This is a genomic window from Afipia massiliensis (assembly GCF_014203115.1).
GTDB lineage: Bacteria > Pseudomonadota > Alphaproteobacteria > Rhizobiales > Xanthobacteraceae > Afipia > Afipia massiliensis.
In genome coordinates, this window is sequence record NZ_JACHIJ010000005.1 from 421,009 (window position 1) to 446,595 (window position 25,587).

General features: G+C 58.5%; 24 protein-coding genes. 14 read left to right on the plus strand and 10 right to left on the minus strand.

Annotated elements, in window-relative coordinates; translation table 11 throughout:
• Positions 1 to 10: 10 nt before the first annotated feature.
• Positions 11 to 1,111: an endo-1,4-beta-xylanase gene (locus HNQ36_RS18880; protein WP_184087529.1), complete on the minus strand. Its 1,101-nt coding sequence runs from the start codon at positions 1,109 to 1,111 to the stop codon at positions 11 to 13.
• 207 nt (positions 1,112 to 1,318) lie between these two features.
• Here HNQ36_RS18880 and HNQ36_RS18885 point away from each other — a divergent pair, with 207 nt between their 5' ends.
• From HNQ36_RS18885 to HNQ36_RS18900, 4 genes are read left to right on the plus strand one after another with little or no spacing between them, the layout of a single operon-like run.
• Positions 1,319 to 2,110 carry a WecB/TagA/CpsF family glycosyltransferase gene (locus HNQ36_RS18885; protein WP_246395435.1) on the plus strand — a complete coding sequence of 264 codons (792 nt, stop codon included), beginning with the start codon at positions 1,319 to 1,321 and terminating at the stop codon, positions 2,108 to 2,110.
• The gene (locus HNQ36_RS18890; protein WP_184087534.1) at positions 2,107 to 3,384 is read left to right on the plus strand and encodes a glycosyltransferase; all 1,278 of its coding nucleotides are present in this window, start codon (positions 2,107 to 2,109) and stop codon (positions 3,382 to 3,384) included. Before HNQ36_RS18885 ends, HNQ36_RS18890 begins: the two co-directional genes overlap by 4 nt.
• A 10-nt stretch (positions 3,385 to 3,394) precedes the next feature.
• Entirely contained in the window at positions 3,395 to 4,633 is a 1,239-nt protein-coding gene (locus tag HNQ36_RS18895) for a glycosyltransferase family 4 protein (protein ID WP_184087536.1), read from the plus strand.
• Entirely contained in the window at positions 4,630 to 5,043 is a 414-nt protein-coding gene (locus HNQ36_RS18900) for a hypothetical protein (protein WP_246395436.1), read from the plus strand. The genes HNQ36_RS18895 and HNQ36_RS18900 overlap by 4 nt, the downstream gene beginning before the upstream one ends.
• Positions 5,044 to 5,132: 89 nt before the next feature.
• Here the strand turns inward: HNQ36_RS18900 and HNQ36_RS18905 are convergent, their stop codons facing one another.
• From HNQ36_RS18905 to HNQ36_RS18930, 6 genes are all read right to left on the minus strand, one after another.
• Complete coding sequence (locus HNQ36_RS18905; protein ID WP_184087538.1) at positions 5,133 to 6,338, minus strand: ABC transporter substrate-binding protein; 1,206 nt, start codon at positions 6,336 to 6,338, stop codon at positions 5,133 to 5,135.
• A 27-nt stretch (positions 6,339 to 6,365) separates the two neighbouring features.
• Positions 6,366 to 7,127, minus strand: a complete 762-nt coding sequence (locus tag HNQ36_RS18910) for a glutathione S-transferase family protein (protein ID WP_184087540.1) — start codon at positions 7,125 to 7,127, stop codon at positions 6,366 to 6,368.
• A complete protein-coding gene (locus tag HNQ36_RS18915) occupies positions 7,124 to 7,750 on the minus strand; it encodes a 2-hydroxychromene-2-carboxylate isomerase (protein WP_184087548.1) in 627 nt (208 codons plus the stop codon). The genes HNQ36_RS18910 and HNQ36_RS18915 overlap by 4 nt, the downstream gene beginning before the upstream one ends.
• 18 nt (positions 7,751 to 7,768) lie before the next feature.
• On the minus strand, positions 7,769 to 9,403 hold the full coding sequence (locus HNQ36_RS18920; RefSeq protein WP_184087550.1) for an AMP-binding protein: 1,635 nt from the start codon (positions 9,401 to 9,403) through the stop codon (positions 7,769 to 7,771).
• Position 9,404: 1 nt separating this feature from the next.
• Positions 9,405 to 10,082: a TetR/AcrR family transcriptional regulator gene (locus HNQ36_RS18925; RefSeq protein WP_184087552.1), complete on the minus strand. Its 678-nt coding sequence runs from the start codon at positions 10,080 to 10,082 to the stop codon at positions 9,405 to 9,407.
• Between the two features lie 126 nt (positions 10,083 to 10,208).
• Positions 10,209 to 11,270: a LysR family transcriptional regulator gene (locus tag HNQ36_RS18930; RefSeq protein ID WP_210312100.1), complete on the minus strand. Its 1,062-nt coding sequence runs from the start codon at positions 11,268 to 11,270 to the stop codon at positions 10,209 to 10,211.
• Positions 11,271 to 11,316: 46 nt separating this feature from the next.
• Between HNQ36_RS18930 and HNQ36_RS18935 the strand changes: the two genes are divergently transcribed.
• The 8 genes from HNQ36_RS18935 (at position 11,317) to HNQ36_RS18970 (ending at position 19,680) form a co-directional block, all read left to right on the plus strand.
• Positions 11,317 to 12,954: a flavin-containing monooxygenase gene (locus HNQ36_RS18935; RefSeq protein WP_246395437.1), complete on the plus strand. Its 1,638-nt coding sequence runs from the start codon at positions 11,317 to 11,319 to the stop codon at positions 12,952 to 12,954.
• 68 nt (positions 12,955 to 13,022) lie between these two features.
• Positions 13,023 to 14,003: an alpha/beta hydrolase gene (locus HNQ36_RS18940; protein ID WP_184087558.1), complete on the plus strand. Its 981-nt coding sequence runs from the start codon at positions 13,023 to 13,025 to the stop codon at positions 14,001 to 14,003.
• Between the two features lie 50 nt (positions 14,004 to 14,053).
• Positions 14,054 to 15,319 carry an ABC transporter substrate-binding protein gene (locus HNQ36_RS18945; RefSeq protein ID WP_184087560.1) on the plus strand — a complete coding sequence of 422 codons (1,266 nt, stop codon included), beginning with the start codon at positions 14,054 to 14,056 and terminating at the stop codon, positions 15,317 to 15,319.
• 111 nt (positions 15,320 to 15,430) lie between these two features.
• Positions 15,431 to 16,336, plus strand: coding sequence for an ABC transporter permease subunit (locus HNQ36_RS18950; protein ID WP_184087562.1), 906 nt, complete (start codon positions 15,431 to 15,433; stop codon positions 16,334 to 16,336).
• Positions 16,333 to 17,334, plus strand: a complete 1,002-nt coding sequence (locus HNQ36_RS18955; protein ID WP_184087564.1) for a branched-chain amino acid ABC transporter permease — start codon at positions 16,333 to 16,335, stop codon at positions 17,332 to 17,334. The genes HNQ36_RS18950 and HNQ36_RS18955 overlap by 4 nt, the downstream gene beginning before the upstream one ends.
• Complete coding sequence (locus HNQ36_RS18960; protein WP_184087566.1) at positions 17,334 to 18,101, plus strand: ABC transporter ATP-binding protein; 768 nt, start codon at positions 17,334 to 17,336, stop codon at positions 18,099 to 18,101. The genes HNQ36_RS18955 and HNQ36_RS18960 overlap by 1 nt, the downstream gene beginning before the upstream one ends.
• A complete protein-coding gene (locus tag HNQ36_RS18965) occupies positions 18,101 to 18,814 on the plus strand; it encodes an ABC transporter ATP-binding protein (protein ID WP_184087568.1) in 714 nt (237 codons plus the stop codon). The genes HNQ36_RS18960 and HNQ36_RS18965 overlap by 1 nt, the downstream gene beginning before the upstream one ends.
• A gap of 80 nt (positions 18,815 to 18,894) precedes the next feature.
• Positions 18,895 to 19,680, plus strand: a complete 786-nt coding sequence (locus HNQ36_RS18970; RefSeq protein WP_184087570.1) for an SDR family NAD(P)-dependent oxidoreductase — start codon at positions 18,895 to 18,897, stop codon at positions 19,678 to 19,680.
• Positions 19,681 to 19,789: 109 nt separating this feature from the next.
• Here the strand turns inward: HNQ36_RS18970 and HNQ36_RS18975 are convergent, their stop codons facing one another.
• Both HNQ36_RS18975 and HNQ36_RS18980 read right to left on the minus strand, forming a co-directional pair.
• Positions 19,790 to 20,947 (minus strand): iron-containing alcohol dehydrogenase, encoded by a 1,158-nt coding sequence (locus tag HNQ36_RS18975; protein WP_184087572.1) that lies wholly within the window; start codon positions 20,945 to 20,947, stop codon positions 19,790 to 19,792.
• Positions 20,948 to 20,974: 27 nt separating this feature from the next.
• Entirely contained in the window at positions 20,975 to 21,733 is a 759-nt protein-coding gene (locus HNQ36_RS18980; RefSeq protein ID WP_184087574.1) for a FadR/GntR family transcriptional regulator, read from the minus strand.
• Between the two features lie 125 nt (positions 21,734 to 21,858).
• Between HNQ36_RS18980 and HNQ36_RS18985 the strand changes: the two genes are divergently transcribed.
• Positions 21,859 to 23,064 (plus strand): ABC transporter substrate-binding protein, encoded by a 1,206-nt coding sequence (locus HNQ36_RS18985; RefSeq protein ID WP_184087576.1) that lies wholly within the window; start codon positions 21,859 to 21,861, stop codon positions 23,062 to 23,064.
• Between the two features lie 108 nt (positions 23,065 to 23,172).
• On the plus strand, positions 23,173 to 23,910 hold the full coding sequence (locus HNQ36_RS18990; protein ID WP_184087578.1) for an SDR family NAD(P)-dependent oxidoreductase: 738 nt from the start codon (positions 23,173 to 23,175) through the stop codon (positions 23,908 to 23,910).
• A gap of 25 nt (positions 23,911 to 23,935) precedes the next feature.
• On the opposite strand, the gene HNQ36_RS18995 is transcribed toward HNQ36_RS18990, so the two are convergent.
• Positions 23,936 to 25,585: an acetate--CoA ligase gene (locus HNQ36_RS18995; RefSeq protein WP_184087580.1), complete on the minus strand. Its 1,650-nt coding sequence runs from the start codon at positions 25,583 to 25,585 to the stop codon at positions 23,936 to 23,938.
• Positions 25,586 to 25,587 lie beyond the last annotated feature (2 nt).

Sequence of the window (25,587 nt, forward strand, 5' to 3'; positions counted from 1 at the left end):
GGGCCGCACCCTATGCTTTCTTCGCATTCCGGAATGCGCGCGCCATCGCAAACCAAAGCGGCTTTCTTTGATTGGCATCATCAAACGGCAATGGCCGGGGAAGTCGCTCGGCCAGCGGATTCTTCTTCTTAGCTGCGTCCGTATAGAAGGAATAGTTGTCTGCAAGCTCCCACGCGACCACCATCTTCACCGCCGGGATGCGCAACACCGTGTTGAGAAACTTTTCACCCGTGTCCGCGATCATCGCGTCGCGCGTCGGAATATCGTCCGGGAACGTGTCGTCCCGCACGTCAAACTCGGTGATGTAGATGTCCACCTTGCGCTCGGCGAGGGCATGCACGAAATCCGCGAAGCGCTCCGCATCGTGGGGGTAGCGCGGCTGAAGGTGTCCCTGCAGGCCGACTGCATGGAGCGGAACCCCTGCGTCCTTCAGTTCGTCGACCAGACGCAACAGGCCCTCGCGAATGGCTCGTCCGACGTCGTCATCCCGCTCTGTATGCGCCTCGTTGAGGACGAATTTAGTCTTCTTGTCTGCAAGCGCCGCCCGTTCGAACGCTCGCCGCACATATCCGGTTCCGAACGCGTCGTACCATGGGCCGAGCCGATATCCGCCCGGCGCCTTGTGTCCCGGCCAGAACGGCTCATTAACGACATCCCACGACTGCAGTTTTCCGGCGTAACGCGCAGCGACCTCCTCGACATAACCGTCGAAGAATGTCCGCCGCTCCGCGCTGCTCATGCTCTTGATCCATGCGGGAACCCACTCGTTCCAAACAAGGCAGTGGCCGCGCATTGGAATCCTGTTGCTTGCACAGAATTTCAGCAAACGATCCGCGCTCTCGAATCGCTTGGGTCCGGGCTGCGGCGCGATCGTGCCCATTTTCATGGCTACATCGGTCGTCACGATTCGCGCATGCGTCGTATAGAGCTCGCGATATGCAACATCCTTGTCGATCACAGGACCTGCAGCGGCCCCGAACACGAATCCATTTTCTGCCGCAATCGCGCCAAGACTTTCACCCGCCGCAACAGATGGCGTGGTGATACGCGATGCAACTCCCGCGCCAGCGAGTATCGACATCGCCTGTCGCCGCGAAATCTTCACATGCATGGCAGATCTCCATTGCGAGAATGATTTTGTTTCATCGTCAACGCGTTTCGCAAACGAGACGCCATCGTTGCGACGCAATGGTGCGATTTCGTGACTGTGTTGGTGAAGAGAGAAAACTTTTACTCAAAGTTCCGATCGTCACCGCGAATGACGTCGGCGTTATGAGCAAGCGTTACTCGACCACATTGTCATTGGGGACTCGACATGATGGAATCGCAGGCGCACGAATCGCGCGACATGACTGTCGATGGCATCGCCATCAACATTCTCTCAATGCCGGAGGCCGTGTCGTCCATCGTGTCGGCGGCACAGACCGGCGACAGCTTCAGCGTTTGTACACTCAATCTCGATCACGTTGCGCAGTTGCAACAGCGGCCTGACTTCCGGGCAGCCTATCGCCGCGCCCGCTTTGTCACCGCCGATGGTTTTCCGATTGTTGCGCTGGGACGTCTCGCCGGCACGAAGATCGAACGAACGACCGGCGCCGATCTGGTCGAACCTCTTTGCGAGCAGGCCGGAAGCAAAAACATTCCTGTCTATCTGCTGGGCTCCAACCGCCTGACACTTCATCGCACAGCAAGGCGGCTGGCGAGCCGTTTCAAGGGACTTCAGATCGTCGGCTACGACGCGCCAGGCGGCAATTTCGATCCCTACTCGGACGAAGCTGACCGCGCGATTGAAGGCATCCGCAAATCAGGCGCCAGACTTTGCTTTGTCGCGCTCGGCGCACCGCGGCAGGAAATCTTCGCTGCGCGCTGTCTCGACAGACTTCCCGGCGTCGGATTGCTCTGCATCGGAGCCGCTCTGGACTTCATCGCCCATACGCAGAATCGCGCTCCGCTGATCACACAGAAGATTGGCCTCGAATGGGCGTGGCGAATGCTGCGCGATCCGCGTCGGCTGGGCCCGCGCTATGCACGGTGCATGTCTATCGTTCCACGTTTGGTCGCAAGCAGTATCCCGCAGATCGTAAACGCCCGGACAAGGAAAGCGGCATGACATCCACGGTTACACTGGCTCAACGCGCCCGAAATACTCACCTCACGCCCCCGCGGTATCAGATTTGCCTGATTCATCCGTTCGATCCGCGCGGGGAGAAGGTCGGCGGGCTGGAAACCTACATCCGGGACTTCATCACATTCCATCCGACCGATACCGATCTTCTTTTCATCGGCGTCGATTCCGTCGGCGACCTTAAACTCGGCGAGATTCATAAACTCACCTTCAGGGGACGCACATTCGATTTCCTGCCCATCCTGCGCTATTCGGATGGCCAGGCGCGCGAGGCGGCCCGTTCGATCGCCGCGTCACTCACCGGCCAGTTTTTCGTAGCCCTTCTGCGCAACTTCGGTCTGGTCTCGAAACTTATCCGCTCTCGGCGGTGCTCGATCGACCTGCGCCGGGTCGAATTTTCGTGGCTGCCGGCAGTCCTTCGCCTTCCCTTTATTCAGATGCTTCACGGCGAGGGCGTTCCGAAACTCCAGATGGACTCGCTATTGCGCAGATATTCGTTCGTCCACAACGCAGGCGAGCGCTTCGCCATGGCGACCAGCGCAAAGTTTCTTTGCGTGAACCCGTACATCACCGAACGTCTGCAGAAGGAATACCCGCGGCAGCGGGACAAGATCGACACGCTGTGGACCTGGGTCAACACCGAGATTTTTCGGCCGCAGCCCCTGCCCCGCGATACTGCGCCATTCCGTATTGTCTTTGCGGGCCGCCTCGACGAGTTCAAGGACCCGCCACTGATGTTCCAGACGATCGACCGCTTGCGTCAGGTGATGCCGGAGAAGGTCGAATTTCACTACATCGGAACCAGCGATCCACACCGGTTCTCCGAGTTCGCGGCGATCGAGGCGATCACTGTCCGCCACGGATTCAAGGATGCAGTCGGAATGGCCGCAACCCTTGCATCTGCGCATGCCGGAATCCTGACATCGGAATTCGAAGGAATGCCACGGTTCGTCCTCGAGACATTGGCGGTCGGCCGCCCGGTCGTCTCCACGCACCTGCCGCAGCTTGAAGCCGTCATTCGAGACGGCGAGTCCGGCTATCTGGTTCCGCGAAGCGATTCGAGAGCCGACATAGTCGAACGGCTGGTGCATCGCTTCATCAATGTTCGCGATGCCATCGCCCGTGGCGAGATGGATTCATCGCGGATCGCGGCCAGCATCCGGACCTTCACGCCAAGCACCCAGCTAGCCCGCGTCTTCCGCTATCACCAGGAAATCCAAAACACCCGCGGCCTGATGGCCAATCCGCTCGCTTACTGAGGACGCAGCCATGAACATTCTCATGCTGACAAGCGAATTTGCACCTGCGACCGGCGGCATCGGCACCTACGCGCGGGAAATCGCGACAGCAGCCACCGAGCTCGGCGCCCGTGTCACAGTCCTGGCCCCCGACTATTCCAAGAGCTCTCCGGATGAAGACAAGTCGTTTCCCTTTGAGTTGCATCGCTTTCACGGCGGACTGCATTCCATGCGGAATCTTCCCTCGAAGATTTTGCTTGCGCGCAACCACGTGCGGATCGAGGACTACGACGTCATCCATGCGGCCGATTGGCCGTTCTTCATCCCGCTGGCCCTGTCGCGTCACCGGACTCAGGCGCGCCTCCTGATGACTGTGCACGGGACTGAGATCAACGAGACCCAGACGCCGCTCAAGAGGCTTGCGATCCAGGCTGCCGGCGTCTTCGGTCCGCGCGTTGAAGTCGCCGCCAACAGCCGGTTTACACGCGAGCTTTTCCGGGAGCGTTTCTCCATCGAAAGCGAACGCGTTGTCGCCATTCCGCTCGGCGTATCGGATTTCTGGTTTGGTCCACGAAAGAGCCGCAAGGCGACGCGCAGGGCCTACGGCGTCGATGCGGACAAGATCGTGATGGTCACCGTTGCACGCCTCACCCGGCGGAAAGGACATCTCAAGACTCTCGCGGCACTGGCGAGCCTACCGAACGAGTTGCGCAGACGAATCGCATGGCTCGTGATCGGTCCTAACGGCGAGCCCGATTTTGTCGAAGAGTTTCGCGATATGGTCGACACCACCGATTGCGAAGTTCACCTGCTCGGATCGCTGTCGAACGAACATATCCGCGACATTTATGGCGCCAGCGATTTCTTCTGTCTGACCGGTATCCCGGAATCATCGGGACGCGTGGAGGGCTTCGGTCTTGTGTATCTCGAGGCCGGTGCAGGCGGCCTCCCCAGTGTCGCGACAGCGGTCGGCGGAGTTCCCGATGCCGTCCTAGCGGATGAGACCGGATTGCTCGTTGAGCCTGACGTCGAAGCCATCGCGCAAGCCATCACGGAAATCGCCGAAGACAGCAACACACGATCAATTCTGGCGGCAGGCGCCGCCGCGCATGCGCGCTCTTTGTCCTGGGAACGATGCGCTGCCGAAACCTACCATCTCCCGCGCGCAGGCGAGCGAAAGGAAGTCAAGACAACGGACAATCAACCGGCGCGAGAGCAGGCTCATTCAGGCGATGCGCTGCCGCGCACGGCCGTCGCAGGCCGCAGATGAAGATCATCGCTGCGGGCATCATTTTGATGTCGATTGCAGCGGGCTCTGCGCAAGCCGAAAGCTGCACCAAGAGCCGCGATCATTTGCTCGGGAGTCTTGGTGGCGATCTGGCGCAACCGCCGCAAGCCTATCAGGGACTGTTCAAGATTTGCCTTGCAACCATGTCCATAACGAACGTCAAGGATGCTTTCGTCCTGAGGGATGGCGGAATCGCTGTCATTCCAAAGCAGGATAGCGTCGCGGCGACGGCGGCGACACTTTCGAAATTCTGCGATGCATATCCGCGCAGCACCCTTCGATTCCTCAGCCGCAAGGATCTGCTGCAGGCGAACTCCGTCTCCCGCATTGTGAAGATGTCATCGACCGGCGCGACTTCGTGCCGGAAGATCAAGGGTACTGCACCGTCCTGAGTTTCCGGTCGTCCTGATCGTGCCGAACGCGATCGCCGCAAGAAAGCAAGGTAGCCGAGCCAGATTGAGCCCGGCTACTCCTGCTCTCATCAACCTTGCTTCTTGAGCAGCGGACACCGCGATTTGGAAATCGGCTGGAATGCATCGTCGCCCTTCACGATACCGATCGTCTTGTAATAGTCGTACGGCGCTTTCGATTCGGCGGGAGCCTTCACCTGAAAGACATACATGTCGTGGACAAGACGCCCGTCTTCCCGAATACGGCCGTTGCGGATCACTGGGTCGTCGATCTTGGCAGACCTCAGTTGCTTCAGAACTGCTGCCGTATCATCACTGCCCGCGGCCTGAACAGCTTTCAGGTAATTGAGAACAGCGGAATAGGTGCCCGCGGGGAGTGAACCTGGCATCGCATTCGTCTTTGCCTTGAACTTCTGTGCAAAGGCGCGAGCGCGTTCATCCTGGTCCCAGTAAAAGCCTTCCGTCAAATAGAGACCTTGGGCCAGATCCAGCCCCATGCCATGAACCGTGCTGAGATAGACCACCAGCGGTGCGATATACTGCTTCGGCGTGATGCCATATTCCCGAGCAGCCTTGATGGCGTTGACAGTGTCATTGTTCGAGTTGGCCAAGGCGATGACCTGCGCCTTCGAAGCCTGCGCGGTCAGCATGAAGCTGGACATGTCGCTGACGTTAAACGGATGCCGTACCGACCCCAGCATCTTACCGCCGTTGCCGTTGATGAACTCAGACGCGTCCTTTTCGAGTGCGTGGCCAAACGAATAGTCCGTCGTGACGAAGTACCAGTCCTTGAACCCCTTATCGATGAGGACCTTCGACGTTCCAGCAGCCAGCGCGTAGGTGTCGTACATCCAGTGAATGCTGGTCGGCGTGCAGGCCTCGTTGGTGATCGCCGTTCCCGCGGGGGCGACGGCGATGGCGATCTTATTCTTGTCCGCCGCAATCGGCAGCACCGCCAGAGCAGTATTAGTCAGCCCCAGATCCACCAGAACGTCGACCTTGTCGACATCGATCCACTGCCGCGCCACGCCTGCCGCGATGTCGGCCTTGTTGCCGGTATCGCCGAAGATGACTTCGACGCTTTTGCCAAGAAGCTTGCCCCCGAACTCCTCAACCGCAATCTGAGCCGATGCAACGCTTCCCTTGCCGATGTCAGCCGCCGGACCACTGAGATCCGTGAGCACCCCGATCTTTATCTTTCCCTCACCGGCGACAGCGCCCTGCAGGAACAGCGAGCTGCATATCGCGGCAACAGTTCCCATCAAACGTTTCTTCATTTTCGTTTCTCCTTTTGATTTTGATTCTTATGCGACACGGCGCGGCGGCATCGGCCGCTCGCTCAGCGGTATCGTCGGGTCGAGCGCGCTTCTCTCGTGACCCGGCGGAATCGCTCCATTGGAAAAGCCAAGCGAGTAGTCGGCATAGAGCTTGGCGTAATCTTCCATCGGCAGACTTGTGGCTTCGACGGATGGATGGTCAGCCAACGCACGGCGCCAGCGCTCGACACGCTTCAAGCCGTCCGGAATCCTGAAGCCCCAGAAATACTCATTCAGCTCGTACCGCTGAAAGAACGGTGCGTAGGTTAAGTCTGCCATTCCAAACTCCGGGAACACGAAATTTGCATCGGGACTGACGCGCGTGAGAAACCTCTCGAGCCATTCCCAATCTTTTCTGGCGGCCGCTTCGATACGCTCGCGTCTAACAGGGTCCTGCTCCATCAGCACGCGATAGAGATTGGTCGTGAACTGCGTGTTGCAGAAATCGATCAGGATGCGCGACTGCGCCTTCAAGTATGAATCGGAAGGAAAAACGGCCCGATCCGGAAAGACATCTTCCAGGTACTCATTGATCACGCTGGATTCGTTCAATGCCCGCCCGTCGTGGACCAGCGCAGGCACCTTCCCTGCCGGGTTGATATCCAGAAACCACGAAGGCCTCGGTTTGGAGAGGTCGAGTTCGACCAGATCCGCCTGCAATCCCTTCAGGTGGAGCAGAATACGGGTGCGCTGCGCATAGGGACACGCCGCAACACTGTAGATCGTGAGCGAAGCCTTCGACCCGCTCAACGCGACACCGCCATGCTCGGAGGGGAAATGCCCTTGGCGCGCTGTTCGAGCTTTCGCGTCAGCATATCGACACGGTCGCCGCCCCAGAACAATTCACCATCCAGCAACATGCTCGGCACGCCGAACACCCCAAGGCTCTCGGCCTCCGTCGTGATTGCATCGACTTCCTTTTGCGCTGGGCCGGTCGCATAGGCTTCAAATGCATCGGCGGAACCGCCGAGCTTCTCGATCACGGCCTTCATCTGATCGAGAACATCGAGATCGAGCTGGTGGGTCCAGAACATCTCGAACACCGTGTCGTGGTAGGCGCGAAAGAATCCGCTCCGCTGCGCGAACAGCATGCCGGCGCTCGCATAGGTCGCGTCGTAAATCCGCTTGGGACCCTTCAGAATGAGACCTTGCTCGTTGGCATAGCGCCGCGCATCCATGTACGCATACCTGACCTTGCGCCAGTAATGCGGCGACCGGTCATCGACCGATCCCAGATACTCGGCGATGCGCAATGTGTATGGCAGCCACTCGAGCTCGACGTCGTGCGACTTCTCGAGATCAAACAGAGGCTTGTTTGCAACATAGGCATATGGACTTTTGTAATCGGTATAGACACGCACACGCGTTTTCATCGTTTCATTCACCTTCAACTAGAGAGATTTGATTCTTGCCGGCGCCGTCGCTTCGCGATCCCACGTACCGGCCGTGGTGCCTTGTTCGCGCAGGACGTGCTTCTGGACCTTCTCGGTCGGCGTTTTCGGAAGTTCCTCCACGATCCGCACGTAACGAGGAATCATGTGATGCGGCAGCCGCGCGCGGAGGAACTCAACGATGGCCGGCGGCTCGATTGAACGGCCGGCAACCGGCGCGATGACCACCAGCACCTCATCCTCGGTGAATTCGCTGGGAACGGGGACCGCTGCGGCTTCACGGATGTCGGGATGCGCCAGCAACTCGACCTCGATTTCATACGACGAGATGTTTTCCCCGCGGCGGCGGATCGTGTCCTTGAGACGATCGACAAAGAAGAAATCGCCATCCTCGTCGCAAATGAAGGCATCGCCGGTGTGAAACCAGCCGTTGCGCCAGGCATCGGCGGTGGCCTGCGGATTGCCATTGTACCCGTGATTCATCGCCCACGGCTGCTCGGTCCTGACGACAAGCTGGCCTACCGTGCCCCTAGGCACCTCGCAGTCATTTTCATCGACGAGCCGGACTTCCACGCCGGGCCGTGGACGGCCGCAGGTGCTCGGCTTGACGGGATTTACACCCGACAGAAGCGGCGTGCTGATCTCCGTCATGTTGAACAGCGTGAAAACCTCAACGCCAAATCTCTTCTGGAAATCCGGTCCGCTCTGACCTAGCGGAACGATAAAGACCATGCGCAAAGGATGGTCCTTATCAACGCACTGGGACGGCGCCTTGAGCAGAAAAGTCGCCATCGCCCCCAGCAAAAAAACCACGTTCACCTTCATATCGCGAACGGTCTGCCAGAACGTACCGGTCTTGAACGCCGGCACGACCGCGATCGAACTTCCGGTGCAGAGACAGGTGCTGGCGACGAAGGCACCGCCGATATGAAAGATCGGCATATGCAGCAAGTGGCGATCGCCAGCCCGCGTACAGGTCCACGTCTCGGGACTCATCGCCGAATAGCTGTGCATGTACGAAGACAGCACACCCTTTGACCGGCCGGTTGTTCCAGAGGTGTAGATGATCGATTGGGTATGCCATGGCTCGATCGGATCGCCCGGCTCCGGCAGAGTATCCGGCTTGCCATCGAGATGGCTTACCGGCAGCACCGTCCGGCCTGAGCAAACAAATTCGTCCGGCACGCTGCCGGACGAAAAAATCGTGTTCAGCGCAGGCGCATTCAGAGCTGCGACCTGACCAAGCAGATCTTCATGCACAACCGCAAATGTCGCAGCGGAATCAGCGAAGACATGCTCGAGAAGATTGCCCTTCAATGCAGGATTGATGGGAACAAACACCGCGCCGAGATAGCTCGCTGCAAACAGCGCCAGCACTCCAAGCGGGCCGTTCGGCATCATGATGATGACGCGGTCGCCCTGCTTCACGCCTGCGACGCGGAATCCAGCCGCGCAGGTTCGTACCCGCCGCCGAAGTTCCTGAAAGGTCCACTCCGTTCCGTCCTGAAAGACGGCATACACCGCGTCGCCGCGTTCCGAAGCGTGACGATCAAGAGCGTAGCGCAGAACGCAGGTTTCCCGCGGCAGAACGCCCGCCGGTCCAACACCTCTCGATGAGTTGTTGCCGCCCTCCATGTCAGCCCCGCGGCCGTCGCGCAGGCGTCTTGCTCCTGGATGAGGATCGGATGTTCTGATTGGTCGTCAGCATCGCTGCGACGTTGTCACGCAATGTCAGGCGGAATCTCGAAATGGCGTCTCCCATATCGACCCGCAGCATCCGGTCGATGGTTGGAGCCGCGGCGCTGAAATGCGTGATGGCACCGAGCGTGTAGTAGACGAATAATTCCGCATCGAACTGCCGGAACGCACCGGACTTCTGGCCACTGCGGATTTGTTCAACATAGCTCGCGATCAGCGACAACAAATGCATCCGCCGCGCGCGTGAAACGCGGGTCCGGTTTTCCATCAGTTCGCGCAAAAGCAACTGCGCGAGATGCTGCTGATCGAAACTCCAGTCGAGAAAGCGCTCAAACATCCGAACCACCGTCTCGATCGAGGCGGGCTCGGAAATTTCCATAATGTAGCTATCGAGGCTTTTGGCGAGGCGCTCGAGCACCAGACCGTAAAGTCGCTCTTTAGATCCAAAGTGATGAATGAGTGCCGCGCTGGTAATTCCCACCGCAGCCGACACCTCACGCAAACTCGTGCCTTCAAAGCCACGGACGGCAAACAGTTCTTCGGCAGCCGCGAGACATCGGAGGTCCGTGTCCTTCACGTGCTTGGGTCGCCCCAGCTTAGGAATGGCCGTCGGCATCGCAGCCTCATATAATTAAACGATCGCTTAGTTAATATTCGTCCGCGAATGCTCCGTCAACTGGGGAACCGGCGATCTTTGCTGAAACATGACTTTCACGCCGCTGACAGCTCGAAGCGGGCCTGTTCAGCGCTGTCTGCGCTTCCACGGAGGCGGATTCGAGAAAGTGCTGTCGAGGAAATCAAGAAACGCGCGCACACGGGAGCTGAGGTGCCGCCGGCTTTGATACACCGCATAGATTGGATCTTCGTCCGGACATTGATGGCGCGGAAAAAATTCAATCAGTTGACCGCTCCTCAAATCGTCGGCGATCTGCATCTCCGTGAGCCGAACAATACCAACCCCTGCCCGAGCCAATTCCCGCACCATCGATGCCTGGTTGGTCACAATGTTACCCTGTACTGGCAACTGTCTCGATGAGCGGGTGCCGTCTTTGACGAACCACGTGCTGGCGCTGATGCTGGGAAGAAAATTGATGCAGTTGCGGTGCACAAGATCATTCGGATGCGCGGGCTTGCCGTGCTCAGCGATGTAAGCCGGGGATGCGCAAATGACCCATCGCGTGCTCGAAAAGCGTCGTGCGACGTATGACGAATCCTTCAGATGTCCGACATGGATTGCAACGTCCATCCCGTCGTCGAGAAGATTACCGGGATCGATCCGAAGCTGGATCTCGACCTGAAGCGCCGGGTGAAGGCGACAGAATGCTGGTATCTGCGGCGCCAAAGCAGCGGTCGCGAAGATGGGAATACACCTCACACGCAAAGTATCTTGTATGGCTTTGTTGGCGAACGCCGCCGCATCCGCTGCTTCCACGGCCTCGATTGCGTCTATTGCAGCGCGGTAGAACGCCTCGCCTTCAGGCGTGAGCACATTCTCCCGGTGGGTGCGTCGAAACAGAAGAACGCCCAACCGATCCTCGATGCGCGCGATCAATTTGCTGACCGCCGATGGCGTCAGCGCCAGATTGCGAGCCGCTGCCGTGAAACTCCCGTCTTCGACCGATCTCACGAATGCGGTCATTTCAGCGAAACGGTTCATTTTCAAACATGACCATAATTCACATCGGTTGTGAATTTTAGGAAATAGAATGCACCCACGCAAGACGCTAGCGTGGACGTGGCGTGCGAGAACGGGTTGAATGGTCACAAGACCTGTTCTGGCAATAAAACAAAAACGCATGGTCATGGGACGTCGCATCGGTTTTGCGCGACCTGACAGGGAGGAGCAGATATTGCCGGTCGAATCGACGATTCCCACTACCATACATCGGTCGGAAAGATCGTATGATGCCATCATCATCGGCGCGGGCTTCTCGGGACTCTATCAACTGCACAAGTTGCGCGACGAGCTCGGCCTGAACGTCCGCTTGCTGGAGCAAGGCGGCGGCATCGGCGGAACGTGGTACTGGAACCGTTATCCGGGCGCACGCTGTGACAGCGAGAGCTATTACTATTGCTACTCCTTCTCGAAAGAGATCGAACAGGAATGGGAATGGACTGAGCGCTATCCCGAGCACTGGGAAATCCGCAAGTACCTGAACTTCGTTGCCGACAAGCTCGACCTGAAACGCGATGTCCAACTCGATACCAAGGTGACGCATGCGCGTTTTGACGACGCGACGAGCCGCTGGATCGTGGAGACGGAAGGTGGCGAGACCTTTGTGGCTCCCTTCCTCATTGCAGCCGTCGGGTGCCTCTCGACCGCAAATGTCCCCAAACTTAAAGGCTTAGAGACGTTCGGGGGCCAGTGGTATCATACAGGCGCGTGGCCGCACGAAGGTGTCGACTTCACTGGAAAGCGCGTCGGCCAGATCGGCACCGGATCGACTGGTATCCAGGCTGCACCTGTTATCGCTGCTGCAGCACAGCATCTGACGATTTTTCAGCGCACCGCGAACTATAGCGTTCCGGCCCGCAATGGCCCGCTCTCCGCTGAGGATCAGCGTTCGGTCAAAGCGAGTTATCCGGAGATCTGGCAAAAGGCCCGCTCTGGAACAAATGGCCATCCGTTCGAAATCTCGCAGCAGTCCGCCATGTCGGTTTCGGATGCCGAACGAAACGTAGCTTACGAGAAAGCCTGGCAAACAGGCGGGCTTCGTTTTCGTGCCGCATTCAGCGACGTCCTGACGAACGCCGCCGCAAACGAAACTGCTTCTGATTTCATCCGCGAGAAAATCCGCGAAGTCGTGAAAGATCCCGAGGTGGCGGAGCGCCTGACGCCGCGCGACCACGGATTCGCGACGAAGCGCCCGCCGATCGACACGGAGTATTTCGAGACGTTCAATAGAGACAACGTCTTGCTCGTCGATCTCAAGAAGGAGCCCATCGTCGAAATCACAAAGAACGGCATCAAGACGAGCGCAGGTGAGTATGAACTCGACATCATTGTGTTCGCGACAGGGTTCGATGCGCTGACAGGTCCACTCCTCGCCCTCAACATCACGGGCTCGAACGATCAACCGCTCAGCAAAGCCTGGGCAGCCGGACCGCGCACCTATCTCGGCCTCCAGACACCCGGCTTCCCAAACCTCTTTACAATCACAGGCCCGGGCAGTCCGTCTGTTCTCTGCAACATGCCCGTCGCGATCGAGCAACACGTCGACTGGATCACGGCCTGCATCCGGCATCTGCGCGAGAAGGATCTCGCCCGCATCGAGGCGCTGCCGGACGCCGCGGAGAAATGGGTCGAGCACGTCAACGACGCAGCCAACGCGACGCTGCTACCGATGGCGAGCAGCTCTTGGTATCTCGGCGCGAACGTGCCCGGGAAACCGCGCGTGTTCATGCCTTACGCAGGCGGCTTCGCGCGCTACACGAACATCTGCAACGAGGTTGCGGGCGCTGGCTACAAGGGGTTCGACATCCGGTGAGGCTGGCCCAAATGGAGTCAGGGTTCCGTCAACAGTGCTGCCTGCATAAGGCTTGAGTGGGAGAAACGATGATCGCGCCACATCCTGACGTCCTTGCCTTGATCGCCGCAGGTCGCACGGCCGGCAGTCTGCCTTTCGAGGCAATGGCGCCCGAGCAGGCACGGCAGGCTTATGCGGCTCGCCGGCCGCTGGTGCAGGAGCCGCCCGATCAGGTCGCCGAACTTAGAAACATCACCATCGATGGCCCAGGCGGCCCGCTTCCCTTGCGACTCTATCGCGGCGCGGGCACGGATCGGGACGCAATTCTCCCTTGCCTGATCTATCTGCACGGCGGCGGCTGGGTTCTCGGCAATCTCGATTCCCACGATGGAATTTGTTGCCGGCTCGCCAACGAGGCGCAGTGCTGCGTCGTTGCGGTCGATTACCGCCTCGCTCCTGAACATCGCTTCCCTGCGGCCGTCGAGGACTGCGCGGCCGCACTCAACTATATCTCGCAACAGGCAAAGACGCTCCGCATCGACCCTTCGCGGATCGCCGTTGGCGGCGACAGCGCCGGCGGTAACCTCGCCGCCGTATTGTCGCTGATGGCTAGGGATGGACAACTGCCGCAAGTGCTCCACCAGGTCCTGCTCTATCCCGCAGTCGATCTCAGTGTCGAGGGAGAGAGCTACAAAGCGACCACGGTTGGGATGACGATTACGCCGGCAACAATGCGCTATTTTATCGACCACTATGCGCCGGACCCAGCAAGCCGCGAAGACTGGCGCTCATCGCCCCTCAAGTCTTCCTCGCTTGCGGGCGCGCCATCGGCGCTAGTCATGACGTGCGGGCACGATCCGTTGCGCGAGGAAGGGCGAGCCTACGCTCGACGCCTCGAACAAGAAGGCGTGCCGGTGACAACGCTACATATGAGTGCGCATACTCATGGCATGCTGACCCTGAGCAAGGTGATTTCAGCAAGCGCGGGAGTTCTCGCATTCATCGGTGCTCATCTTCGCGACGTGTTCAACGTCGCCCATCAGAACGTACGAGGTGTTGACCAAGCGTGAAACGACAGACCAAGCTAACTTGGTCAATAAAACAAAAAGGGAGGGATACAATGAGTAAAACCACAGGCGGCATTGGACGACGTACTTTCATCGGAGGAACGATTGCGAGCGCCGGGGTGGCGATTACCGGCTTTCCCCATGTAGCCCGCGCACAAGCCAAAACGATCAAGGTCGGTATGCCGACCATCCTGTCCGGACGTGTTGCCCTTTTGGGTACATCGAGCCGAGCCGGCGTGCAGGTTGCCTTCAACCAGATCAACGAAGCAGGCGGCATCAATGGCCGAAAGCTGGAATTGGTCGACCGCGATTCAAAGGGACGCCCGGACGAAGCCGCGAAAGTCACGCGCGACCTCATCAACAATGACGGCTGCGAGATCATTATCGACGCCGAGGCATCCTCGGGATCGTTCGCCGTCCATGAAGTTATTCGCGACCTTGGTGTCCTGTGCCTTCACACCTGCTCTGAATCCTCGACTCTCACGGCCGATCCCAAACAGTTCGTGAAGACCGCGTTCCGTTGCGCACGTCAGGGCATCCATGACGCCGTCGCAGGCGGTTCGTACGCAGCCAAGATTGCCAAGGAGAAAGGCTTGAAGCGCTGGGCGACCTGCTCGCCCGACTACGCTTACGGGCGGGATAATACAGGAGAGTTCATCGAATACGCCAAGATCTTCGAACCTTCAATCGAGGTGGTGGATCAACTTTGGCCGAAGTTGTTTGCACCAGACTATACCGAGAGCATCACCAAGCTGCTGCAGACCAAACCGCAAGCGGTCTATTCGGCGCTTTGGGGCGGCGATCTCGTGGCATTCATCGAGCAATCGAACCTTTACCGGCTGTTCCAGAACACAGCCTTCTTCTCCGGCGGTCTCGGCGACCCGCCGCTTCTGACAGCGATCAAGCAGCTGCCGACCGGCCTCAACACGGTCTATCGTTACAGCAAGGAATATCCCCCGTATCCGGAGAACAAGGCATTCTACGAGGCCTACGTAAAAATCGCCAAACAGGAGCCTACCAACTGGAGCTGGCAGAATTTCGTCGGCGCCAACTTTATCATCGAGGCGTTGCGCCGGACCAACGGCAAGACCGATGGCGCTGCGCTCGCTGGTGAGGTCGAGGGCATGCAACTCAAGACGCCGCTCGGCGTCGATGGCACGATCACGATGCGCGCCAAGGATCACACGATCATCAACTATCCGGTCGCCTGGGGCAAAACCATACCAAAGGACCCTTGGGTCATCGATTATGTCAACATGGAATGGTCGAAGATCCTCGAGCACGAGCAGCAATGGAAAAAGGCGAAGGGATACGCCTGATCTCCTCCAGTTCAGGGCAGTCCTGCCCTGATGCAAGTTATGGCCGGGCGCGAGCCCGGCCATGAGCGATTTGCGGAAACAACCGCAAAAAACAAGATCTGGAGGGATATCGTGAATCTCGAGGCTTTGGCTGGCTGCTTTTCGTCGAGCGCTTGCGTCGTTACACAACTATCGACAGCGCTCATCGTCGGCATGCTGCTTTTCATGGTGGCGTCCGGTCTGTCGCTGATCTTCGGCGTGCTCGGCGTCATAAATTTCGCGCATGGCGCATTTTATATGGTCGGAGCCTATCTCGCATACGCGACCTATCAGGTGACCTCAAGTTTCACCTTGGCATTCCTCGCTGGCGCGATCGGAGTGGGCATCATCGGCGTCATCTTCGAACGTTTCGCGATGAGCAAGGTCTACGGCAGCGACATCCTCATGCAGTTGCTCGTCTGCTATGCGATCATTCTTATCTTCGATGATCTTGTGAAAATGCTGGCCGGCCCTGAGTACAAGATGATGGGCATGCCGGAGTCGTTTGCATTGCCTCCGATTGAATTCCTGGGTGGCTTCATACCCGCCTACTACGTGTTCATGATCGGGGCGAGCCTCTCCATCGGCGCCATGCTATGGCTGGCTATTAACAAAACGCGCGTCGGAAAAATTGTGCGAGCACTTGCGGTCAATCCGCAAATGGTCGGCGCACTTGGCATCAATACGACGCTGCTCTACGCCGGAGTCTTCGCCGTCGGAAGTTCCCTCGCGGGCGTTGCCGGCGCCCTTGCAGCGCCCACGCGGACACTGACACCCGGCATGGGCCTCTCAATCCTGATCGAAAGCTTCATCGTGACGATCATCGGCGGCATGGGATCGATAGCGGGCGCACTGATTGCGGCGCTTCTGATCGGCTTCACGCGAGCCTTCGGGGCGATCGGGTTTCCCCTCTTCGTGGATGGCCTGATGTTCGGAATGATGGCGCTCGTGTTGATCTTCAAGCCAAGCGGCCTTCTGGGCCGGGAGGCGGCACGATGAAGCCGGGTCTTCTGCGCGACCTCGCGGCAGGACTGGCCCTTCTGCTGGTCCTGCTTGTTTTGCCTTTCATCTTTACCAAGCCCGCCATAAGAGATTTTCTTATCTACGTGATGGCCTATGGCCTTCTGGCAACATCTCTCAACCTGCTGGTCGGCCTGACCGGCCTCGTGTCATTCGGGCACGCGGCTTACTTTGCGTCTGGCGCCTATATGTTCGGCCTGCTGATGCAGACCGGAAAGGTGTCGATCCCGCTCGCGATCATGGCAACAATTGCTGGCACAGCGTTCCTTGCTCTGGTCATTGGAGCGATCTGCGTCCGATTGAAGGAAATCTATTTCTCCTTCATCACATTGGCGTTTCAGATGTTCATTCACTCGATCATTCTCACGTGGGTGAATCTGACCGGCGGAGATCAGGGCCTTCGCGGCGGAATACCGCGCCCGACCTTTCTGGGCATCGATCTGAACAATGGAATGACACTCTATGTTTTTTGCGTTGTTGTCTTCATCATCTGCATCGCGATCATGCGGCAGGTTTGGCAATCTCCGTTCGGCTACACGCTGCGATTGATCCGGGACAACCCGACCCGCGCCAACTTCATCGGCGTCGACATCATACGAATGAAGCTCGGAATCTTCGTCATCGCAGGCGCGATGGCGAGTGTCGCCGGCATCCTGCTCGCCCTTTTTGTCTCCGGAGCTTATCCGGAATTCGGATTCTGGACGACGTCGGGCGAAGCCATCTTCATGATCATGCTCGGGGGAAGCCAGCTCTTTGTGGGACCCATGATCGGCGCCGTTCTCCTTCGCCTGCTGGAGCATTTCGTCACGGTCTACACCGAATATCATGGCCTCGTTCTCGGTGTGGTCATCCTCGCGATCGTGTTGGGCCTGCGACAGGGCATTGCGGACTACATCGCCGACTGGCTTGAGCGGCGACGTACCACCAGGTCTGCAACGGCCCAGACCAGCGCGCTTCCAAGCAAGGAAAGCGCCTGATGCTGAGCGTAAAGAACCTCACAAAAAGCTTTGGCGGCGTGCAGGCAAGCCGCGACATCTCCATCGATTTTCCGGATGGGTCGCTGACTGCCATCATCGGTCCGAATGGGGCCGGCAAGACGACCTTCTTCAACCTGATATCAGGGGCTTTCCCGGCGGATTCGGGACAGGTGATTTTCGACGGTCAGGATATCGTCGGAAAATCCAGCCTTGAGATCGTGCGGCTCGGCATGGTCCGTGCCTTCCAGGTTGCTGCGTTGTTTCCCAGCCTCAGCGTTTCAGATGCGATCACCGCCGCTGTCACATCGCATCAAAGGCGCTCCGCAGCGTTGTTTCGCAGCTTCCCTCTGGAGGGAACAAAGACGCGGGTGGAGGAAATCCTGGAATTGCTGGGTTTGGCATCGAAGGCCGCGACGCTGTCGCGCAATCTCAGTCACGGTGACCAGAAGCTTCTCGATATCGGACTCGCCTTGGCAATGGACCCGAAAGTGCTTTTGCTCGACGAGCCGACCGCAGGCATGGGACCGGACGAGCGCTGGCGAATGATCGGCAAGGTACAGCGCCTGTGGGAAGCCAAGAAGATGACCGTGCTTTTTATCGAGCATGACATGGATATCGTGTTCAAGATTGCCCAGACGATTCACGTCCTCAAGTACGGAGCGATCCTGGCGCAAGGCACTGCCGCCGAGATCCGCAGCAATCAGGATGTTATCGATGCCTATCTCGGAACAGATCATCATCTCGCTCAAGCCGCGGGAGAGCAATGATGGCTGAGCCACTCCTGAGGATCGAAGCCGCGGAAGTCTTCTACGGCGCCAGTCAAATCCTGTTCGGCATCGATCTCGAGGTGGAGAAGGGCCAGACCATGGCTCTTCTCGGCCGCAACGGGGCCGGCAAATCCACAACGTTCAAAGCGATTGCGGGCATCGCCCCGCCAAAACGCGGCCACGTGATCCTGGCCGGCAAAGCCGTAACCGGGCAGCCGCCATATCGTATCGCGAAGGCGGGTATCGGCTATGTTCCGGAAGACCGCCAGGTCTTTCCCGAACACACCGTCGATGACAACCTGATTGTCGGTGCGAAGAAAGGCCCATGCGGCGAGGATTATTGGAACACCAAGCGCATCTATGAAGTTTTTCCGCTTCTTGCGGGGATGAAGACGCGAATGGCTGGCCGATTGTCCGGCGGTGAGCAGCAGATGCTGACACTGGCCCGCACGTTGATGGGCAATCCTGACATCGTCCTGCTCGACGAGCCGAGCGAAGGTCTCGCACCGATCATCGTTCAAGCCATCGGCGAACTCATCCGAACGTTACGGAATATGGGCGTAACAATCATACTGGCTGAACAGAACATGCATTTCTGTCTTGGCATTGCGACCCATGCCGCCATCGTCGACAAGGGGCAGATCGTCTATCGCGCCACGATAGATGATCTGCGGCATAACGAAGCAATCAAGCAGCGGTATCTTGCGGTTTGATCATGGCTGGCGCCCACGCAGGGCACTGTCTGCGATGACAATCCTCAATCGCTCAATAAGAAACTCAGGGAGCATCCGTTATGAGTGTTGATTCCAAGCGCCGCGTCAGTGTGGTGACCGGCGGCGCCAGCGGCATCGGCGCCGCATGCGCGCGGCAGCTCGCATTGTCCGGTGATCTCGTGATTGTCGCGGATCGCGATCTGGAACGGGCGCGGTCTGTTGCGGATGCCATTGGTGGCCAGGCTCACAGTATCGATGTCGGCGACGAGACCGCAGTTGAGACATGCGCTGCGCAAATCGAGCGCGATTGCGGTGCCGTCGATGTGCTCGTCAACAGCGCCGGAATCATCCAGGTGCCGGTGCGGCCGCATGACATGAAAATGTCCGTATGGGATGACGTCGTGCGCGTGGACCAGCGTGGTACCTATGTTGCCTGCACGGCATTTGCGCGTCGAATGATTGAACGGCGGCGGGGCAACATCGTCAACATTGCATCGGTCGCCGGGATGCGTTCGATGCCGCTGCATGCCTATGCGCCGGCCAAGGCTGCGGTGATTGCTATCACTGAATGCCTCGCCGCGGAGTGGGGGCCATCCGGTATCCGCGTCAATGCGGTGTCGCCAGGCTACACGCTGACCCCGGCGCTGAAGAACGCGATTGATCGCGGCGAGCGCGATGTGTCGTCGCTGACGGTCAACGCGGCGCTGCGGCGGCTGGTTGATCCTGAGGAGATTGGGCGGGCGGTCGCGTTTCTCGCATCGGACGCGGCGTCGGCTATCACCGGGATAAACCTCCCGGTTGATTGCGGCTGGCTCGCGGGAACGTCGTGGAGCACCTATGGCGGGCTCAGGGAAGCAGAAGGCTGAGGGACGCCTGAGACGCGCTGGTCGAGGGAAGTGAAAGGTTATCGGCGAAACGGACGGCTTACCTTCGCCGCGCGACTGATACCGCCCCCTCGCTCCTAACCAAAGCACTTTAAGCTTCGTACTTTCCATCCCATGCCATTTCAAGAATTTGCATGGCCTCTTCGACTGTGGCGATGGTACGCGGATTGGCTTGAACAAACGGATTGGCGAGCGAACTCTGTGCAATCTTCGGAAGCAATGATCTTTCGAGTTTGAGATCATGGAGATTCCGCGGCAGATCAAGCCTTGCGACGAGCTTGGCAACAACCGCCACGGCACTCTCACCAGCCCCGCCGAGCGCGCTGGAAATCTCGGCATACCTGTTTCCCACAACGGCGAAGTTGTACGCCAACACAGCGGGCAACAAGACACAGGAGGTGTAGCCATGCGGCACGCCTGCCAACGCTCCCAATTGATGACCGATGCCGTGAGACGCGCCGTAGCGCACCCGGCCAAGCCCCGCTGCAGCGAGCCAGACACCCATCTGGCCCTCGGAGCGAGCGCGCCAGTCATCCGGGTTCAGTTTTGAGTTCGGCAAGCCAAGCGCAAGTTGCCGCAGGCCATGCAGCGCGGTCCCATCGCTAAAGGGATTTGCATCGGGCGAAAGAAACCCTTCTACCGCATGATCAACGGCGCGCATGCCCGTCGATAGCCACAACCATGGCGGCGTGAGGGTTGCGAGATGCGGATCGTAAATCACGGTGGCTGCGCAAAAATATTGAGCGCGGAACATGTGCTTGATTCCGCTTTCCGGATCGACGCCGCCGCCAATGACGCCGAACTCCGCCCCGGACAACGTGGTGGGAATTGCAATGGTCCGGTACGGCGGCAATTTGTCGGAGCTTCCAATTTGCGCCGCTGTATGGCGCAGGAGCTCGCCTTCACCGGAGAGACCATGCGTCAGGGCAAGGGTCGCGATCTTGACTGAATCAATGGCGCTTCCACCGCCAATGACGACAACAAGATCAGGCCTTGCCGATCCGATGATTTGCGCCAGTTTGGCCACCAATGGCAGCGGCACATGGGCTTCGATCAAATCGGAATGACCAACGCACACAGCACCCAGCATCGAAATGATGTCCTGGACCTGGGTGGATCTTGTGAGACTGCGCGTTGAAACGACGAAGACCCGCTTCGCCCTTCTTCGCTCGACCTCGGCGATGACCGCTTCGGCAGCGGCCGCCTCGAATACAATGCGATCCTGATCGATATAGTCGAAGAATCGCATCGGCAGTGGTCTCTTTCCCAGGTCGCTTCAGGCAGCGTCGATCTTGCCCGGCCAACCGACCGGTGCATCGATATCCAGACTTGCGAGCTCATAACCACGACGAAAATCAACGACGTGCTTATCCATCCATTCGCGCGCAACTGCCGCGTCGCGGCTTCGGAGCGCCTGCAAGATCTTCTCGTGGGCAAAAACGAGACGCTCTCCCGCGTTCAACCGGGAAAATACGTTCAGAAATGCCGGGTAGAAGAGTTGGCTAATCGGCTGACGACAAAGTTGAAGCGCCCGGTTGCCAGATGCTGTCGCAATCAACTGGTGAAATTCGATATCGAGCTGAACCAGGCTCTTCTTGTCTGCGTAGGCCACGCGCGTCTTCTCAACGTTCTCCTGCAGAGCGTCGAGGGTATCTTCCGAGATGCGCGACGCTGCGCCTTCGACAAGCGCGGGCTCGATACAGCGCATGCTTTCCCACAATTCGAAAAAGGTAACTTCCTGCAGCACAATGGCCGCGGTTATCTTCGATGAAATATCGGCTTCGCGGGGCGCCGTAACGAATAAAAGCTTTCCGCCGTCGTGCCGCCGAACCAATCCGTTCTGCTCAAGGACACGAATGGCTTCCCGGATGGTTGACCGGTGAACCCCAAGATCCTGCGCCAGGGTGGTCTCTGCGGGCACGCGATCGCCGACAGCCCACTCCCCTGACATGATTTTTGTTTCGATGCGCCGCACCACGGATCGGTAGGCCGGCTCGTTTGAAACGGGAACAATTTCAACATCTAAAAGGGACATTTTGTCCGACAACTCCCGTATGAAGATACAGCTATAGAGTAAAGCTGCGCGATTTTCCAGACTTTTTGGTTTGACAAACGCTCTTCCAAAGACATTATTGTCCGACAATAAATTGGGAGGAGTAAATGACAGTTTTTAGAAAGCTCGGCTTCGCCGCCGCATTGTGCCTCACCACACCGGCGCTTGCGCAAGTTTCCGACGGTGTCGTGAAAATCGGCGTCCTGAACGATCAATCCGGCCTCTATGCCGACATCAGCGGGCCGGGATCTACGCTGGCGGCCAAAATGGCCGTCGAAGACTTCGGCGGGAAAGTGCTGGGCGTGCCGGTTGAGGTCATCGCTGGCGATCATCAAAACAAGCCCGACATTGGCAACGCCATTGCGCGACGCTGGATCGATAACGAGAAGGTCGATGTCATCGTCGACGTCCCTCACTCGGCGACCGCACTTGCTGTGTTGAGCGTTACAAAGGAAAAGAACAAGGTTCTGCTGCTGTCCGGTCCAGCCTATGTGGAATTTACCGGAACACAGTGCGCTCCTACGACGGTCCACTGGACCTACGACAGTTACGCAATGGCGAATGGTACGGCACGTGCCGTCGTCAAGCAGGGTGGCGACAGTTGGTTCTTTCTCACCGGCGACAACGCCGGAAGCCATTCGCAGGAGCGCGACGCCATGGCGTTCGTTCAAAAAGCGGGAGGAACCGTCGTCAGCAACGTTCGACATCCACTCAACACCTCGGACTTTTCCTCGTTCCTGCTTCAAGCTCAGCAGTCCAAGGCCAAGGTGATCGGTCTTGCGAACGCCGGCGGCGACACGGTGAACGCGATCAAGCAAGCCAATGAATTCGGCTTGACCGCGAGTGGCCAAAAGCTTGCAGGCCTTCTGATGTTTATCAGCGACGTCAAGGCGGTCGGGCTCGAGCAAGCCAAGGGCCTGATCATCACCGACGCGTTTTATTGGGATGCAGATGAGCGTACCCGCACATGGTCCCGTCGGTTCATGAAACTGCATGGCGGCCGTGCGCCGACTTCAGCACAGGCCGGCGTCTACAGCGCCGTGGGGCACTATCTCAAAGCGATCCAGGCGGCCGGCACCGATGAAGGCGTGACCGTCACCAAAAAAATGAAAGAACTGCCCGTCAATGATTTCTTCAGCGACAACTACAAGATCCGACAGGACGGGCGGCTGGTGCGAGACATGTATCTTTTGCAGGTGAAGGCCCCGGCAGAGTCGAAAGAGCCGTGGGATGTGTTCAAGATTTTGGCCCGGATTCCCGGCGATGAAGCTTATCGGCCGATGGCGGATGGCAAATGCCCTCTCGTGAAGTAAATCATGTCGGCAGGGGCGCGAGACTCAATGTCCCGCGCCCTCTTCGCGTGGAAAATTGATCATCGCGGATATGAAACGATCCCGACCCTGCTCTTCTAGGAGAAGACGATGAACGAATTGGACTACACCGGAAAGACCGCGCTCGTCGTCGGAGGATCGAGCGGAATCGGAAATGCAGTTGCGCAATCATTCAGGGAGAGGGGCGCAAATGTGCATGTCTGGGGCACCAGGCCGCATGCAGCTGACTACGATACCGAAGAAGGTTCCAATCTGGGCGGTCTGAACTACTCGCAGATCGACGTCTCCGATTTCGGAGCCATTGAACAGCTCAAACCGCCCTTTGATCGGCTCGATATCCTGGTCCTTTCCCAAGGCACCGTTCTATATGGGCGCCGCGAGTTCGAGATGGGCGGATTTCAGAAAATCATCGACGTCAATCTCAACAGCCTGATGGCGTGCAGCCTGAAATTTCACGACATGCTGAAGGCCAGCAGCGGATCGCTGATCATCATCAGCTCAATGGCCGCCTTTCGCTCGACGAAAGGAAATCCCGCTTACAACGCGTCCAAGACCGGCGCATACGGCCTGACCCGCACACTCGGCGAAGCATGGGCGGAGGACAACATCAGGGTCAACGGAATAGCACCAGGCCTTGTCGATACAAAACTGACCAAGGTGACGACCGCAAATCCGAAGCGGCGCGAAGGCGTCGAACAGAAAGTGCCACTGAAACGCTTGGGTCGTCCCGAGGACATTGCGGGCGCGGCGCTGTTCCTCGCCTCACCCCTTGCCTCCTATATCATTGGGCAGACCATCATTGTCGACGGCGGTTTGACGCTCGCCTGATCGCCATCGCGACCTCAAGCAGGTATCAAGTGCCCGCGCTGTCCTGCGCGCGGGCCAGTTCGCGATCCCGCAAGTCACGCCGCCGGATCTTTCCTGTAATCGTCACCGGAAGCTCGGAAAGATACTCGATCGCACGTGGATACTTGTAAGGAGCCGTCACGGACTTGACGTGGTCCTGAAGTTCGCGCGTCAGTTCTGGTGACGGCACCACGCCGTCACGTAGCACCACGAACGCCTTGACGATCTCGCCTCGCTCGACATCCGGGCTGCCCACCACGGCGCAAACCCGGACCGCCTGGTGCTCGAACAACGCATTCTCGACCTCGAGTGGACCGATCCGGTAACCGGCCGAATTGATCATGTCGTCGGAACGGCCACGATACCAAAAATACCCCTCAGCATCCCTTTCCGCACGATCACCGGTCAGATACCAGCGATGCCCATCGCTGCCGTTGAGAATACATGCTTCGGTTTTCTCCGGATCCTTCCAGTATTCCAGCATCAATTGCGGATTTGGAAGCAGGAGCGCCAAATCGCCTTCGCTGCCGGGCGGCAGACGCTGCCCTTGCGCATCAATGACATCGAGGTCAGATCCTGGTGAAGGCCGGCCCATGGACCCATAGCGCACAGGCTCGGTCGTGTAGTTCAACGCGACCATCAGTGCCTCGGTTTGTCCGTATGCTTCATCAATGCGAATACCTGTCGCGTCTTCCCACCGCGAGGCGATCACCGGGTTCATGGCCTCACCCGCGGTCACCACGCGGCGCAAAGAGCCGATGTCGCGGCCTCCGACCTCATCGACGACGCGCGACAACTCCGTGCCAGGCGCGCAATACACCGTGATGTTGTGCTTACGCAAAAGGCGGAGACGCTCCTTGGGTACGAACGGGCCGTCATAGAAAAAAGAACAGGCACCGCAGCTCAACGGCCCGAACAGAATGCTGGTGCCGGCCTTTGCCCATCCGGTATCAGCCGTACACCAGATAATCTCCTGAGGGCGCAGATCCAGCCAATAGACGGCAGAAACGCGCCACGCGTAAATCGCCCTCGACGCGTGAACGACGGCTTTCGGATGGCCGGTCGATCCCGATGTGTAATACATGATCGCGGGATCTTCCGCGTTGACGATCGGCGCGTCGATCGTCTCCGGCGCACACGCGCATTCCTCATGCCAATTGAGCCAACCCTGCGCTCGACCTGTTGCGAGCCGCACCGGAATACTTGTTTCTACCCCATCAAACTTCCCTGCATGCTCGGGCCTGCAAATCGCAGCCTTAACTTCGGCGTTCTTGACCCGATATTCGACGTCGCGCGCCGTCAGCATCTCGATGCTGGGAATGGGAACCGCGCCGATCTTCATCACCGCGATCATGGAGATGAACCATTCTGGCAACCGCGGCAGCATGACGATGACGCGATCGCCCTTGGTCACGCCGCGGGAACGCAATACGTTGGCGAGCCTGTTCGACAGCAGCGAGAGGTCTGAATAGCTGTACGTTCGCTCTTCGCCCGCTTCGTTCTCCCAGATCAGCGCTGGACCATTTCTCTCACGCGCCCAACGGTCGATAACGTCAGCACCGAAATTGAAGGTCTCGGGTATATCCCATCGGAAGGCGGCACACATCGCGTCGTAGCTTTGCTCCGAATGCCTTTCGGGCGCCCATACATCACGCATCG